Source organism: Streptomyces sp. P9-2B-2, assembly GCF_030406865.1.
In the GTDB taxonomy this organism is placed as follows: domain Bacteria; phylum Actinomycetota; class Actinomycetes; order Streptomycetales; family Streptomycetaceae; genus Streptomyces; species Streptomyces platensis.
This window is the reverse complement of the sequence record NZ_CP129126.1, coordinates 4086847-4100774: the sequence shown is the minus strand read 5'-3', so window position 1 is coordinate 4100774 and position 13928 is coordinate 4086847. Positions and strand designations below refer to the sequence as shown.

12 protein-coding genes are annotated in these 13928 nt (G+C 73.8%); all 12 read left to right on the top strand.

The features are described 5' to 3' along the window. The first annotated feature begins 184 nt into the window (after positions 1 to 184). A complete protein-coding gene (locus QT196_RS17840) occupies positions 185 to 1306 on the top strand; it encodes a secretion protein snm4 (RefSeq protein WP_290355233.1) in 1122 nt (373 codons plus the stop codon). Positions 1307 to 1941: 635 nt separating this feature from the next. Then, positions 1942 to 3312, top strand: a complete 1371-nt coding sequence (locus tag QT196_RS17835) for a hypothetical protein (protein ID WP_290355232.1) — start codon at positions 1942 to 1944, stop codon at positions 3310 to 3312. A gap of 235 nt (positions 3313 to 3547) precedes the next feature. Next, positions 3548 to 3949, top strand: a complete 402-nt coding sequence (locus tag QT196_RS17830; RefSeq protein WP_211117368.1) for an NADH-quinone oxidoreductase subunit A — start codon at positions 3548 to 3550, stop codon at positions 3947 to 3949. After that, positions 3940 to 4596 carry an NADH-quinone oxidoreductase subunit B gene (locus tag QT196_RS17825; RefSeq protein WP_168479974.1) on the top strand — a complete coding sequence of 219 codons (657 nt, stop codon included), beginning with the start codon at positions 3940 to 3942 and terminating at the stop codon, positions 4594 to 4596. The genes QT196_RS17830 and QT196_RS17825 overlap by 10 nt, the downstream gene beginning before the upstream one ends. Continuing rightward, a complete protein-coding gene (locus QT196_RS17820; protein WP_290355231.1) occupies positions 4593 to 5972 on the top strand; it encodes an NADH-quinone oxidoreductase subunit C in 1380 nt (459 codons plus the stop codon). The genes QT196_RS17825 and QT196_RS17820 overlap by 4 nt, the downstream gene beginning before the upstream one ends. Further along, on the top strand, positions 5969 to 6937 hold the full coding sequence (locus tag QT196_RS17815) for a complex I subunit 1 family protein (RefSeq protein ID WP_168479972.1): 969 nt from the start codon (positions 5969 to 5971) through the stop codon (positions 6935 to 6937). The genes QT196_RS17820 and QT196_RS17815 overlap by 4 nt, the downstream gene beginning before the upstream one ends. Beyond that, positions 6934 to 7536: an NADH-quinone oxidoreductase subunit I gene (locus QT196_RS17810; RefSeq protein WP_085924424.1), complete on the top strand. Its 603-nt coding sequence runs from the start codon at positions 6934 to 6936 to the stop codon at positions 7534 to 7536. The genes QT196_RS17815 and QT196_RS17810 overlap by 4 nt, the downstream gene beginning before the upstream one ends. Then, entirely contained in the window at positions 7533 to 8147 is a 615-nt protein-coding gene (locus QT196_RS17805) for an NADH-quinone oxidoreductase subunit J (protein ID WP_085924425.1), read from the top strand. Before QT196_RS17810 ends, QT196_RS17805 begins: the two co-directional genes overlap by 4 nt. Beyond that, positions 8147 to 8509 carry an NADH-quinone oxidoreductase subunit NuoK gene (nuoK, locus tag QT196_RS17800; RefSeq protein WP_042155798.1) on the top strand — a complete coding sequence of 121 codons (363 nt, stop codon included), beginning with the start codon at positions 8147 to 8149 and terminating at the stop codon, positions 8507 to 8509. Before QT196_RS17805 ends, nuoK begins: the two co-directional genes overlap by 1 nt. Further along, the gene (locus QT196_RS17795) at positions 8506 to 10503 is read left to right on the top strand and encodes an NADH-quinone oxidoreductase subunit L (protein ID WP_290355230.1); all 1998 of its coding nucleotides are present in this window, start codon (positions 8506 to 8508) and stop codon (positions 10501 to 10503) included. Before nuoK ends, QT196_RS17795 begins: the two co-directional genes overlap by 4 nt. 113 nt (positions 10504 to 10616) lie before the next feature. Next, entirely contained in the window at positions 10617 to 12236 is a 1620-nt protein-coding gene (locus tag QT196_RS17790; RefSeq protein WP_168483808.1) for an NADH-quinone oxidoreductase subunit M, read from the top strand. Further along, the gene (locus QT196_RS17785; protein ID WP_290355229.1) at positions 12236 to 13768 is read left to right on the top strand and encodes an NADH-quinone oxidoreductase subunit N; all 1533 of its coding nucleotides are present in this window, start codon (positions 12236 to 12238) and stop codon (positions 13766 to 13768) included. Before QT196_RS17790 ends, QT196_RS17785 begins: the two co-directional genes overlap by 1 nt. The last annotated feature ends 160 nt before the right edge of the window (positions 13769 to 13928 follow it).

Here is a 13928-nt window from a genome sequence, read left to right as displayed (position 1 = left end):
GGGTAACTGGGCGGACCGGGGTGGGGTTTGCCCCATTCCGCTCCGCGCTTCGAGCCTCCCGACGCAGGTCAAGGCGGTTGCGCCGGGCCGGGGCGCAGCGCCTGTTCCGTTATCGGCGTGGTGGACACGGCGCGCCGACGGGACCGTAAGGTGTGGCGATGCACAACGGGAGGGGCGAGGGGCCATGGCGCGGGGTTACGACGGCCAGTTGCTGAAGCCGGACGACGCCGCGGACCGGCCGGAGTCCGCCACACGGGACCTCGCCGACGCGGTGGCCGCCCCCCTCGACGTCCGCGGCTGGGGCTGGGGCGAGCGGAGCCGGGTCTGGACGGCGGTGACGGCGAGTGTGCTGCTCGCGGCGGTCACCGGGGTGTGCGCGGGCAGTTGGTACGCCAACGGGGACGCGGCCCGCTGGCTGGGTGTCGCCGCAGTCCTCGTCACCGCCGCAGGTGCGGCCGTCGGCGCGCTCGCCGCGCGACACGGGCAGCACGCCCCGGGAGCCGCCCTGTTGCTCCTCGGCGGGGTGCTCGGGGTGGCCGCGGCCTGGCAGGCGGTCCCGGGCGGCGCGGCGCGGCTCGCCGCCGTCGGACTCACGGTGGCGGCCGTGCTCGCGCTCCTCGGGCTCTGTACGGGGCTGGGGCGCGGCGGCCTGACCGCCGCCGCGTCGCTCGCGCTCGCGGTCGGCGCCTGGGAGCTGGGCCTGGCCCTGACCACCCCCGCACGTACGGGAGTTGTGCTCGGCTTCGTCTCCGTCCTCGTCCTGGGCCAGCTGCCGCGCCTCGCACTGCGGGGTGCCGGCCTGACCCGGCTCGACGACCTGCACTCCGGCGGTACACCGGTCAGCCGGCACCAGGTGGCGGGCGCACTGGGCGCCACCCACCGGGAGCTGGCCCCGGCAACAACGGTCGCGGCGGCCTCGGCCGGAGCGGCCGGGGTGCTCGCGGTGCAGACACCCGGCCTCTGGACCGTGCTCGCCGCGCTGCTGCTGTGCGGCGTGCTGTGCTCACGGGCACGGGCGTATCCGCTGGCTGCGGAGGTCGTCGCGCTGCTGGCGGCCGGCCTGGCGGTCGGCGTACGGCTGGTGCTGCTCTGGGCCACCGACGGCGGGGCGGCGGCGCCCGCGCTGGTCGTGCTGGGCCTGCTGGCGGTGCTGCCGGTCGCGCTGCTCGCGGTGCGGATCCCGGAGCCCTCGCGCGCCCGGCTGCGCCGGTGGCTGGACCACGCCGAGTCGGTGGCCGTAGTGGCGCTGATCCCGGTCACTCTCGGGGCCTTCGGGCTCTACGGCGCGCTGTTCGGCGCATCCTGACCCGGAGAGGCGGTGGAGCGGACATGGCATCGGCGGAGCGCGATCCGGAGCGAGCGGGAACGGGAGCGGAAGGGGGAGGGGGTGTGGACGCGGTGCAGGCGATGAACCCGACTCCTGGGGCCTCTACGGCAAGGGAGTTGAGCGCGGCGGGAAATACGGGCGAGAGCGGCGAGTGGGGTATGACGGGCGAGGCGGGAGCGATGAGCGCGTCGGGGGCGATGAGCGAGTCGGACGGTGGTCCGGCGGGGCGGGGGACCGCTCCGGGGGCGCCGGGGATGCCAGGGATTCCGGGGGTGCCCGGGGGCATGCCCGGGGGCGGTGCGATGCCGCTGAGTACGCCGATGTCTTCGGCCGGGGCGCCGCCGCACGCTGAGCCGATGCCTCCGGCCGGGATAACGCCTCCCGCCGCTCCGCCGATGCCCGCCACCCCGGTCCAGCCGCCCGGCCCCGCCGCTACGTCGCCGGGCCCCGCGTCACCCACCCCGCCGCCTTCCGCGCCCCTGACCCCAGGAGCGCCCGCCCCAGGAGCGCCCACCTCCGGAGCCCCTGCCTCCGGAACGTCCGCCCCTGGAGCGCCCGCCCCCGCTCCCGGCCGCTACGGCCGATCCGGGCTGCCGGCGCGGACGCCGCTCTCGGTGCCCCTGCTGCCGCCGGAACTGGCCGACGGTCAGCCCCGGCCGCGTCGCGGCGACCCCGTGGCCCGGCGTGCGGGCCGGGCGCTGCGCAAGGTCTTCGCCTCGGCCCCGGCCGCCGAAACGGCCGCGGTCACCCAAGCCGCGCACGCCATCCAGCAGCCCGTGACCACGGGCCGGCAGATCGCCGTGTCCAGCATCCGCGGCGGCGCCGGCAAGTCCACCCTCGCTGCCCTGCTCGCGCTCACCTACGCGCACTACCGCTCCGACCCGGTGCTCGCCGTCGAGGCCGATCCGGCGCTCGGCACGCTGCCGCACCGGCTCGGCGCCCGCGAGGTGCGGTGGTCGGGCAGCGATCTGGCGCAGATCGTCGAGCCGTCGATGATGATCACGGATCTGACCGGCTATCTCCTCCCGTTCGCGGGCGGCGGCTGGCTGCTGCCCGGCAGCCAGGGCGCCATCGGCACCCGGCTGGATCTCGACACCTACCGCGTGGTGATGACCTCGCTGCGCCGCCACTTCGCGGCCACCGTCGTGGACTGCGAGACGCTGCCCGCCGAAGTGGCGCGCACCGCGCTGGTGACCACGCAGGCGCGAGTGGTGGCCACTCCGGCGACCCCGGAGGGCGTGGCCGCCACCCGCTCCGTACTGGACTGGATCGGCGGACTGCACTCCGGCCTGCTGCCCACCACCGTCGTCGTGCTCACCCACACCTCGCCCGACAGCGGCGTCGACGTCCGCCGGGCCGCCGAACACCTCGGCGCCGGTGGTGCGGCGGTACTGCCGCTGCCCTACGACCGGCATCTGGCGGCCGGCGGCGCCATCCGTACGGAGCTGCTCGGCGAACGCACGAGGGAGGCGGCGGCGCGCATCGCCGCCGAGGTGATGGACCGCGCGGTCTCACGGGAACCGGGCCGGCGGCAGCAGCAACGGCAGACGACGGTCCACCGCCCGGGACAGCCGCCGGTGTACGTCCCCGGACAGGCCACGGCCCCCGCGCCACCCCAGGAACCACAGCGGCCCCAGGGGCACACCGGTCAGCAAGCTCAAGCGCAGCCCCAGGCCGGTCCGCAGGCACTGGCGCAGCCGCAAGCCGGTCCGCATGCCCAGACCGTTCCGCAGCCCCAGCCCCCACACCAGCCCCAACCGGCTCCCCACTACTACCCGCCCCAGGCCATGCCCCCCGCGCCCGGAGCGCACCAGCCCCCACCGCACCCCCAGGCGCAGGCCGCCCCCACCCAGCCGTCCCCGTCGCCGCCGCAGCCCCTGCCGACGATGCCGCCAGGGCCCCAGCCGGCCGCCGGCCCGGAAGCCCCCGGCGCCCCCGCCGCCCCCGACCGCCGCAGCCCGTTCGACGGCGGCCCGGTGCACTGACGCCAAGCCCTCCCGGACCGTCTCCGTCCTACCGCCCGTCCGGTCCGTGAGACAGGTTCTGAGACAACTGGGCGCTGTGTCTACGCTGCCGGCCACCCAGGAAGGGCGAAGTGGGGACAACCCCACCGGCCGCGACGATGCGGCTGCTCACCGGGGCCGGGGCAGGGCCTAGACTCCGGTCCGTACAGATCGTCGAAGTCGTTGAACAATCACAGTCAGGGAGCGAGGGGCGGACGTGCCGGACGCGACCGTACGCACCACCGTCGCCGCGGACTACTTCCAGGGCTACTCGGTCGTCGGGCTCATCGCCGTGATCGGTGTGCTCTTCGTCGCCGTGGCCTTCGGTGCCGGGCGGCTGCTGCGGCCCGTGGTACCGACGCCGGAGAAGCTGCTGACGTATGAGTGCGGTGTGGATCCGGTCGGTGAGGGCTGGGCGCACACCCAGGTCCGCTACTACGTCTACGCCTTCCTCTACGTCATCTTCGCCGTGGACTCGATCTTCCTGTTCCCCTGGGCAACGATCTTCGCCGCCCCCGGTTTCGGCGGCGTGACGCTGGTGGAGATGTTCATCTTCCTCGGCTTCCTCACCGTCGGCCTGCTCTACGCATGGAAGAAGGGCGTCCTGGAATGGACGTGACCCCCGCCTCCAACGGCGCCGCGGCCGCGGGCGCCGCCCCCGAGTTCCTGCCGGAGCCGCGGCGCCTGGGCACCCTCGCCCGGCTCGCGCCCGAACCGATGAAGGTGGTCCTCAACTGGGGCCGCCGCTACAGCCTCTGGGTCTTCAACTTCGGCCTGGCCTGTTGTGCCATCGAGTTCATCGCCGCGTCCATGGCGCGCCACGACTTCATCCGGCTCGGCGTGATCCCGTTCGCGCCCGGCCCCCGCCAGGCCGACCTGATGGTCGTCTCCGGCACCGTCACCGACAAGATGGCGCCCGCGGTGAAGCGGCTCTACGAGCAGATGCCGGAGCCGAAGTACGTCATCTCCTTCGGGGCCTGCTCCAACTGCGGTGGCCCCTACTGGGACTCGTACTCCGTCACCAAGGGCGTCGACCAGATCATTCCGGTGGATGTGTACGTCCCCGGCTGCCCGCCGCGTCCGGAGGCGCTGCTCCAGGGCATCCTCAAGCTCCAGGAGAAGATCGCGCGCGAATCGCTGGGGGAGCGGTACGCGAAGGGCGGCACCGCCCGGCCCTCGGCGGCCGCGCTGCGCAGCGGACTCGTCACCCCGCCCGCGCCGCAGCCGGCGGCTGAGCCGAAGCCGGCCGGGGAGGAGCCCCGATGACCGAGCAGCCCGAGCAGCAGCCGGAAACCCCCGGGCAGCAGCCGGAAACCCCCGGGCAGCAGCCGGAGACCTCCGGTCAGACGACGCCTGCTGGTCAGACGACGCCCGCCGAGCAGACGACGCCCGCCGAGCAGGCCGAGGCCCCCGAGCAGTCGGCGGCGCCGGACCCGGGTGAGCAGCCCGGGGAGCCCCCGGCCGAGCCGGCCGTCGGCTGGCTGCCGCGCCCGGCGAGCGAGATCTTCGGCCCCGGGGCCACTGCGGAGCTGGCGTACGACCTGCTGACCGTCGACGTCCCCGCCGACGGCTGGCTCACCGCGCTGACCGCCGCCCGCGACACCCTGGGGTGCAGCTTCTTCGACTGGCTGAGCGCCGTCGACGAGCCCGGCACCGGCTTCCGGATCTGTGCCCACCTCGTGGAGGTGGCGCGCCCCGGCACCGTCCACCGGCTGATCGTGCGGACGACCGTGCCGCACGACGCGGCCGCGCTGCCCACCGCCGTCGGTGTGTACGCGGGCGCGGGCTGGCACGAGCGGGAGACCCACGAGATGTTCGGGGTCGACTTCACCGGCCACCCGCACCTCGAACCGCTGCTGCTCCCGGAGAACTTCGAAGGGCACCCGCTGCGCAAGGACTTCGTGCTGGCGGCCCGGGTCGCCAAGGCGTGGCCCGGCGCCAAGGAGCCGGGCGAGTCCGAGCACGGCGGCCCCAAGCGGCGCCAGATGCTGCCCCCGGGCGTCCCGGACCCGAACGAATGGGGCCCGCTGAAGGGCCAGTTGCCGCCCGCGCCCGCACGTCCGGCGCGGGGTGCGCGGGCGGCCGGCGGCGCCGCGGGCGAGCGTCCGGCACGCCGTACCCGTACGGCGGCCGCGGGTTCGGCCGGCCAGCAGGCGGCGGCGGAGGGGACCGGAACTCCGGCGGCTCCGGCGCGTACCGAGCGGCCCGAGCGCCCGGCACGGCGTACCCGTTCGGTCAGCGACGGGTCGGCCAGCCAGCAGCGCGCGGCGGCGGAGTCCGCTGCGGAGACGGCTGCGGCGGCAGAGGCGGCGCAGGCAGCCGCGGAGAAGCCCGCGGAGACCCCTGCGGAAGCGGCGCCCCCGACCTCCTCCGACGCGCCCTGGCACCACGCTCGTCCGGCCTTCGACGAGCCGGAACGGAAGCCGGACGAGCCGAAGGCGGCACCCGGACGGAAGCCGGAGCCGGCGCCGAAGGCGGAAGCGGATTCCGAGTCGAAGCCGGAGCCCCGTAAGGCGGCCGAGCCGGACGCGCCGGAAGAGAAGCCGGAACCGGCCACCACCACGGAGCCGGAGCCCGAACCGGCCGCCACCCCTGAGCCCGACCCCACCCCCCAGGACCCGGCAGGAGGCGACACCCCATGAGCGACGCTTTCGACATCGCGCTGCGTCTGCTCGCCGTCTTCGTCGTCTTTCTGGTCTTCCCCCTGGTCATCGGGCAGACCGAGCACAAGGTCATGGCCCATATGCAGGGCCGGCTCGGGCCGATGTACGCGGGCGGGTTCCACGGCTGGGCGCAGCTCGTCGCCGACGGTGTGAAGTTCGCGCAGAAGGAAGACATCGTGCCGGCCGGTGCCGACCGGCGGATCTTCCAGCTCGCGCCCGCCGTCGCGCTGCTGCCGTACCTCCTGGTCCTGGTCGCCATCCCGATAGGCCCGCACAACGCCGTGGGCCAAGAGCTGGATGCGGGGATCTTCTACGTCCTCGCCGTCATGGGTGTCGGGGTGCTCGGCTCGCTGATGGCGGGCTGGGCCTCGGCGAACAAGTTCTCGCTGCTCGGCGGTCTGCGGACGGCCGCGCAGCTGCTGGCGTACGAGCTGCCGATGCTGCTCGCCGCGGCCTCCGTCGCGATGGCGGCCGGCACGCTCTCGCTGCCCGGCATCCTGGAGGCCTTCCACTGGTGGTGGGTGCCGTGGCAGATCGTCGGCGGCGTGGTCTTCTTCACCGCGGGGCTCGCCGAGCTCCAGCGGCCGCCGTTCGATATGCCGGTCGCCGACTCGGAGATCATCTTCGGTGCGTACACCGAGTACACCGGTCTGCGCTTCGCCCTCTTCCTCCTCGCCGAGTACGCGGGCATCGTCGTCCTCTCCGCGCTGACCGCCGTCCTCTTCCTGGGCGGCTGGCACGGCCCGTTCGGCGCCGACGGTCTGGGCTGGCTGTGGACGCTGCTGAAGACCGTGCTCCTCGCCTTCGGTGTCATCTGGCTGCGGGTGACCTATCCGCGGCTGCGCGAGGACCAGTTGCAGAAGCTCGCCTGGACGGTCCTCATCCCGCTCGCCCTCGCCCAGATCGCCCTCACCGGCGTCATCAAGGTGGTGATCTCGTCATGAGCTTCCCCGGTTCGGGCCTCGCCAAGGGGCTGGCCGTCACCCTGCGGACGATGACGAAACGATCGGTCACCGCGCAATACCCGGACGTCCAGCCCGACCTCCCGCCCCGTACCCGCGGCGTCATCGGGCTGTTCGAGGAGAACTGCACGGTCTGCATGCTGTGCGCCCGCGAGTGCCCGGACTGGTGCATCTACATCGACTCCCACAAGGAGACGGTGCCGCCGGCCGCCCCCGGAGGCCGTGAGCGCAGCCGCAATGTGCTGGACCGCTTCGCGATCGACTTCGCGCTGTGCATGTACTGCGGTATCTGCATCGAGGTCTGCCCCTTCGACGCGCTCTTCTGGTCACCGGAGTTCGAGTACGCCGAGACGGACATCCGCGAGCTGACCCATGAGCGGGACAAGCTCCGCGAGTGGATGTGGACGGTGCCCGAGCCCCCGGCGCTCGACCCGGCGGCCGAGGAGCCCAAGGAACTGGCCGCCGCCCACAAGGCCGCGGACAAGCTCGCCGCCCAGCAGCAGGCCGAAGCCGAGGCCGCCCGGGCCGCGGCGGCCGAGCCGGACCAGGACCGACCGGACACCCCAGGGGAGGGACAGTGACGCTCGCCGCCACCGCAGCCGGCCAGGGCTTCCTCTCGCCCACGGGCGTCGAGGTCGCCTTCGTCCTCGTCGGCATCGCCACCCTCGGCGCGGCCGTCATCACCGTCACCACCAGGCAGCTGGTGCACGCCGCCCTCTGGCTGGTCGTCGCCCTCGGCGGGATCGCCGTCGAATACCTGCTCCTCACGGCCGAGTTCATCGCCTGGGTGCAGGTGCTGATCTACGTCGGTTCGGTCGTCGTCCTGCTGCTCTTCGGGCTGATGCTGACCAAGGCGCCCATCGGCCGCTCCCCGGACGCCGATTCGGGCAACCGCTGGGCCGCGCTCGCGGTGGCCCTCGCCTCGGCCGCCGCCCTGGTCTGGGTCGTCGTGGACGCCTTCCGGGCCACCTGGATCAGCTTCGAGGGCGCCGCCCAGGGCTCCACCGAAGCCTCCGGGCGCAGCCTCTTCCAGTACTGGGTGCTGCCCTTCGAGGCGCTGTCCGTGCTGCTGCTCGCCGCGCTCGTCGGGGCGATCGTGCTGTCCCGCAGGACGGGGGAGGGCAGGGCCGCGGCGGCGGACCTCAAGACCGGCGCCTTCCGTGCCCCCGCCCCGCGAGAGGAGCAGCGCTGATGCATCTCGTCTACCCGGCCGTCCTCGCCGTCCTCCTCTTCTGCACCGGGCTGTACGGCGTGCTCGCCCGCCGCAACGCGATCCTGGTGCTGATGTCGGTCGAGCTGATGCTCAACGCCGTCAACCTCAACCTCGTCGCCTTCGACGTCTGGCTGCGCGACACCCTGCACACCGGCCAGGCGCTCACCCTCTTCACCATCGCCATCGCCGCCGCCGAGATCGGCATCGGGCTGGCGATCGTGCTGCTCGTCTACCGCAACCGCGGCAGCTCCGACATCGACCGGCTCCGTGACCTCGCCGAGCAGGCGGGCGCCGGGGACGGGGACCCGCAGCCGGACACCACGGCGGAGGCCGCCGCGTGACCCTCACCACCACCGCCGTTCTCGTCCCCCTTCTGCCCTTCCTCGGGGCCGCCGCCGGCCTCCTCCTGGGCTGCCGGGCGCCCGGATTCGTCCGGCCGCTGGCCGTGCTGCCGACGCTGGCCGCGGCCGCGCTCGCGGTGACCGTCGCCGTCGGACAGGGCGGGGGCCCGGCCACCGACATCGCCACCCGGCTCACCCCGACCGGCTCGATCCCCATCGACCTGGCCCTGCACATCGACGGCTTCGCCGCGCTGCTCGCCGTCCTGGTGGGGGTGGTGGCGTCCTGTGTGCAGCTCTACTCCACCGCCTATCTGCGCGACGATCCGCGCTACCCCTCCTACGCCGCGCTGGTCTCGCTCTTCACCTCCGCGATGCTGCTGGTCGTCTACACCGGCGACCTGATGCTGCTGCTGGTCGGCTGGGAAGTCATGGGCATCTGCTCCTACTTCCTCGTCGGCCACTACTGGGAGACCGAGGCCGCCCGCGCCGCCTCCCTCAAGGCCTTCCTCGTCACCAAGCTCGGCGATGTCCCCTTCCTCTTCGGCATCTTCGCGCTGGCCGCCGACGCCGGAACCTTCCGCATTACCGGCATCCTCGGCACCGTCACCAACGGCGGCCTGGACCATCCGACGCTGATCGCGCTGCTGCTGCTCGCCGGTGTCGCGGGCAAGTCGGCGCAGTTCCCGCTGCACACCTGGCTCCCGGACGCGATGGCCGGTCCGACGCCCGTCTCGGCGCTGATCCACGCCGCGACGATGGTGGCGGCCGGTATCTATGTCGTGGCCCGTCTCCTCCCCGTCTTCGCCGCCTCCGCGGCCGCGCTGGTGGTGATGGCCGTCATGGCCGCGATCACCATGGTCGGCTCCGGTCTGGCCGCACTGGCCCAGGACGACATCAAGCGCGTCCTGGCCTATTCGACGGTCGGCCAGCTCGGCTACATGCTCGGCGCGCTGGCCGTCGGCGACCGCGGCGCCGCCGTCTTCCACCTCATCTCGCACGGTGCGTTCAAGGCCCTCCTCTTCCTCGGCGCGGGCGTGATCATCCACGCCGCGGGCACCAACTCGCTGGCCGCCATGTCCCGGATGAGCGGCCTGGCCCGGCGCATCCCGGATGCCTACTGGACCGTCACCGTCGGCCTGCTCGCGCTCGCCGCGATCCCCCCGTTCGCCGGCTTCTTCTCCAAGGAAGCCGTCCTGGGTGCCGCCGAGCACGCCGCCACCGGTGCGGCGCACGGCATCCCCGGCGCGGCCGGCTGGACCGTCCTGGTCTCCGGACTGCTCACCGCCCTCCTCACCGCGGCCTACGCCACCCGCCTGTGGCTGCTGGCCTTCAGGGGCACGGGCGTCGAGGTCCCCGACCACGGCCCGCAGCCGGTCGTCATGAACGCCGTGCTGTGGGTGCTCTTCCTCCCGACCGCCGCGCTCGGCCTCGCCGCCCCCCTCCTGCCCGGATGGTTCGACGGGCGGTCGCTCGCGCCGACCCTGACCACCTCCGTCCTGGGCACCGGTGTCGCCCTCGTCGGCGGCCTGGTCACCTATGCGGCCTGGCGCCACACCACCGCCCTGGCCGCCCGCACCCCGATCGGCGCGGTCGTCACCGACCCGGACGCCCCGCCCGGGCTCGCCGAGGAGACGGCCATCGCCACCCACGCCCCGGTCTACGGCAGCATCGCCGGCGCCCCGGACCCGGCCGACCCCGGTCGCCTCCTCCTCGGCCCGCTCCAGCCCCACGCCGCCGTCGGCTTCCACCTCGACGCCGTCTACTCCGCACTGTTCGTCCGGGCCGTACGCGCCGCCGCCTCGCTCGTCCGTTTCCTGGACCGCGAGGTCGTCGACACCTACGTCAGCGGTGCCGCCGCCGCCCCCCGGTGGCTGGGCGCCGCCGTCCGCCGCGCCCAGACCGGGAACGTGCAGACCTACCTCGGCGCCCTGCTCGCGGGCTCGCTCGTCCTGGCCGTCGCCGCCGTCCTCGTCGCCACGGGCACGGGGGCCTGACCGTGCTGCCATCCCCCGGGGGCCGACCCCCGCACCCCCAGCCGACAGCCTTCGTGGCCTGCCTCGCCGGAGCCGAACCCCTGAGGAGGGCCTGACCCGTGAATCACACCGCTATGCAGCTTCTCCTCGCGGCCGTCGTCGTCCTCCCCCTCGCCGGCGCGCTCGCCGCCCTGCTCCCGGCCCCGCCCGGACTGCGCGGCAAGAACCCCGACCAGGCCGTACTGCGCCACGGCGTGACCGTCACCGGTGTCGTGCTCGCCGCCTCGATCGCGCTGGCGATCGGCTTCGACCACGACAACCCGGCCCGTATGCAGGCCACCACCGACATCAGCTGGATCCCGGCGCTCGACATCCGCATCCACCTCGGCGTCGACGGCATCTCGCTCCCCCTCGTCGTCCTGACCGCGCTGCTGACCTTCCTCTGCGCGCTCTACTCCTACTTCCACATGCCGACGGGCCCGTCTCCCAAGGCATTTGTGGCCCTGCTGCTCACTCTTGAGGGCGGCACCCTCGCCACCTTCGCCGTCCTCGACCTGATGCTCTTCTTCCTCGCCTTCGAGATGGTCCTCATCCCGATGTACTTCCTCATCGCCCGCTGGGGCGGGGCGGGAAAGCAGGCGGCGGCCTGGAAGTTCATCCTCTACACGCTGCTCGGCTCCGTCGTGATGCTGCTCGGCCTCCTCCTCATCGGCGTGAAATCCGGCACTTTCGACATGGTGGCACTCGCCACTGACAACGGGCCGAAAGCCCAGCTCAGCCACACCGTTCAGCTGCTGGCGGTGCTCACGGTCGGCATCGGGCTGGCCGTCAAGTCCCCGATGTGGCCGCTGCACAGCTGGCTGCCCGACGCGCACACCGCCGCCCCCACCGTCGGCTCGGTGCTGCTGGCCGGCGTGCTGCTGAAGATGGGCACCTACGGCTTCGTGCGGATCGCGCTGCCCATCACGCCCGAGGGCATGCAGACCTTCGCGCCGTACCTCGCCGCGCTGGCCGCCGTCGGCATCATCTACGGCTCGCTCGCCTGCCTCGCCCTGGTCCGCAAGGGCGCCAAGGGCGACCTCAAGCGTCTGATCGCCTACAGCTCCGTCGGCCACATGGGCTTCGTCCTGCTCGGCATCGCCAGCATGACCCCCACCGGCGTCAACGGCGCGCTGTTCGCCAACATCGCGCACGGCCTGATCACCGGCCTGCTCTTCTTCATGGTCGGCGCCCTGAAGGACCGCACCGGAACCACCGACCTCGACGCCCTGGCCGGGACCACCGGTGCCGCCCTCTACGGCAAGGCACCCCGCTTCGGCGGTCTGCTCGCCTTCGGCGCCGTCGCCTCGCTGGGCCTCCCCGGACTCGCCGGGTTCTGGGGCGAGATGCTGGCCATGTTCGGCGCCTTCCAGCCGGCCGCCGGCCTCAGCCGCCCCGCCTTCCTGACGTTCATGGTGCTGGCCGGCCTCGGCACCCTGCTGACCGCCGCCTACCTGCTGCTCGTCGTCCGCCGCGTCTGTATGGGCGGCACTCCGCACCTCGCCCCGACCGCCCCGCTCGGCACCGCCGACCCGGCCGGCGAGGACCCGTCCGGAGAGCCCGCACCGGCCCCCGCCGTCCCCGACATCGCGCGCTACGAATACGCGGCCTGGTCCCCCCTCGCCGTCCTCACCGTCCTTGCCGGACTGTGGCCCGCGGCCCTCCTCGGCCTTACCGACCCGGCCGTCCAGCAGCTCCTCGGAGGCGGTAAGTGATGAGTTCGATCACGCCCCTGGTCCAGTCCGTCGACTGGCTCGCCCTCGCGCCGCCCACGGTCACCGCGGCCGTCGCCCTGGTGGTGCTCGTCGCCGACCTCTTCCTCCCGGCGGCCCGCAAGCCGCTGCTGGGCTGGATCGCCACGGCGGGGCTCGCCGCCTCCGCGCTGCTCCTGCTGCCCCTCCTGGGCGGCGGCCGCCGCACCTTCTGCCTGCCCGCCCACCCCGACGTGTGCAGCTATGTGGCCGACCCGTTCGCCCTGGTCATCCAGTTCCTGGTGCTCGGCGGGGCGCTGCTGACCGCCCTGCTGTCCATCGACACCGTCAAGGACCAGGGCCTGCCCACCGGCGAGTACTGGTTCCTGCTGCTCTCCTCGGCGGCCGGCGCCGCCCTGCTGCCCGCCTCCCGGGACCTCGCCACCCTCGTCATCGCCCTCGAAGTGGCCTCGCTGCCCGCCTTCGCCCTCGTCGGGCTGCGGCGCGACGACCGGCTCTCCTCCGAGGCGGCGCTGAAGTTCTTCCTGTCCTCGGTGGCCGCCACTGCGGTGATGCTGCTCGGCGTGAGCTTCCTGTACGCGGCCACCGGCAGCCTGCACCTCTCCCAGGTGGCGCACGCGCTCACCGCGCTCCCCGACCCGCGGCTGGCCACTCTGGCGAGCGCCGGCGTCGCGCTCACCCTGGTCGGCTTCGCCTTCAAGACCGCCGCCGCCCCGTTCCACTTCTGGGTGCCGGACACCTACGTCGGCGCACCGCTGCCCATCGCCGGCTACCTCTCCGTGGTCGGCAAGGCCGTCGGCTTCTCCGGCCTGATCCTCGTCACCGTCCAGGGCTTCCCGTCGTACGCGAACGTCTGGGGCCCGGCGCTGGCCGTCCTCGCCGCCCTCACCATGACCGTCGGCAATGTCGCGGCCGTCCGCCAGGACCCCCGCCGCGCGCACAGCGCCGTACGCCTGCTCGCCTGGTCGTCGGTCGGCCAGGCCGGCTACCTCCTGGTGCCGATCGCCGCGGCCGGCTACACCAGCGACCCGGCGCACGCCATCGGCTCCACCGTCGCCTACGCCCTGATGTACGCGGCCGTGAACCTCGGCGCCTTCGCCGTCGCCGCCCTGGTGGCCCGTACGAGCCCCGCCAACCGCATCACCGACTACCGGGGCCTGTACGCCCGCCGCCCGCTGGCCGCGCTCGCCCTGGGCTTCTTCCTGCTGTGCCTGGCCGGTCTGCCGCCGGGCATCATCGGCCTGTTCGCCAAGGTCACGGTCTTCTCGGTGGCCGTCGACGCGGGCCTGGCCTGGCTCGCGGTGATCATGGCGATCAATGTCGTGATCGCGCTCTACTACTACCTGAAGTGGACCACGGTGCTCTTCAGGGGAGCCGAGGCCGTGCCCGCGACCGCCCCGGCGGAGCAGCACCCGCCCCGCGCCGGGATCCCGGGCGCCCTCGCCACCGCCATCGCGCTCGCCACCGTCCTCGGCATCGTGCTCTCCGGCGCCCCGCAGCTCGTCCTGCGCTTCGCCTCCGGGGCGCTGCTCTAACCGGCCGGGCGGCGGATACCCGCCCGCTGCGGACCGCCCCCGGCGGCCCGCAGCGGCCCCCACGCCGCCCGTACGGCGGCGGGCCCCACCGGGCGCCGCTCCGTGCCCCGCCCGGCCCGCCACGCGCGCACCGGGGAACCAGGCTCGTTCATCTCGCGTT

Excerpts from the sequence above, each read along its gene's own strand:
- QT196_RS17840 (WP_290355233.1), top strand. The coding sequence starts at position 185 with ATGGCGCGGGGTTACGACGGCCAGTTGCTGAAGCCGGACGACGCCGCG.
- QT196_RS17825 (WP_168479974.1), top strand. The coding sequence starts at position 3,940 with ATGGACGTGACCCCCGCCTCCAACGGCGCCGCGGCCGCGGGCGCCGCC.
- QT196_RS17820 (WP_290355231.1), top strand. The coding sequence starts at position 4,593 with ATGACCGAGCAGCCCGAGCAGCAGCCGGAAACCCCCGGGCAGCAGCCG.
- QT196_RS17815 (WP_168479972.1), top strand. The coding sequence starts at position 5,969 with ATGAGCGACGCTTTCGACATCGCGCTGCGTCTGCTCGCCGTCTTCGTC.
- QT196_RS17810 (WP_085924424.1), top strand. The coding sequence starts at position 6,934 with ATGAGCTTCCCCGGTTCGGGCCTCGCCAAGGGGCTGGCCGTCACCCTG.
- nuoK (WP_042155798.1), top strand. The coding sequence starts at position 8,147 with ATGCATCTCGTCTACCCGGCCGTCCTCGCCGTCCTCCTCTTCTGCACC.
- QT196_RS17790 (WP_168483808.1), top strand. The coding sequence starts at position 10,617 with ATGCAGCTTCTCCTCGCGGCCGTCGTCGTCCTCCCCCTCGCCGGCGCG.
- QT196_RS17785 (WP_290355229.1), top strand. The coding sequence starts at position 12,236 with ATGAGTTCGATCACGCCCCTGGTCCAGTCCGTCGACTGGCTCGCCCTC.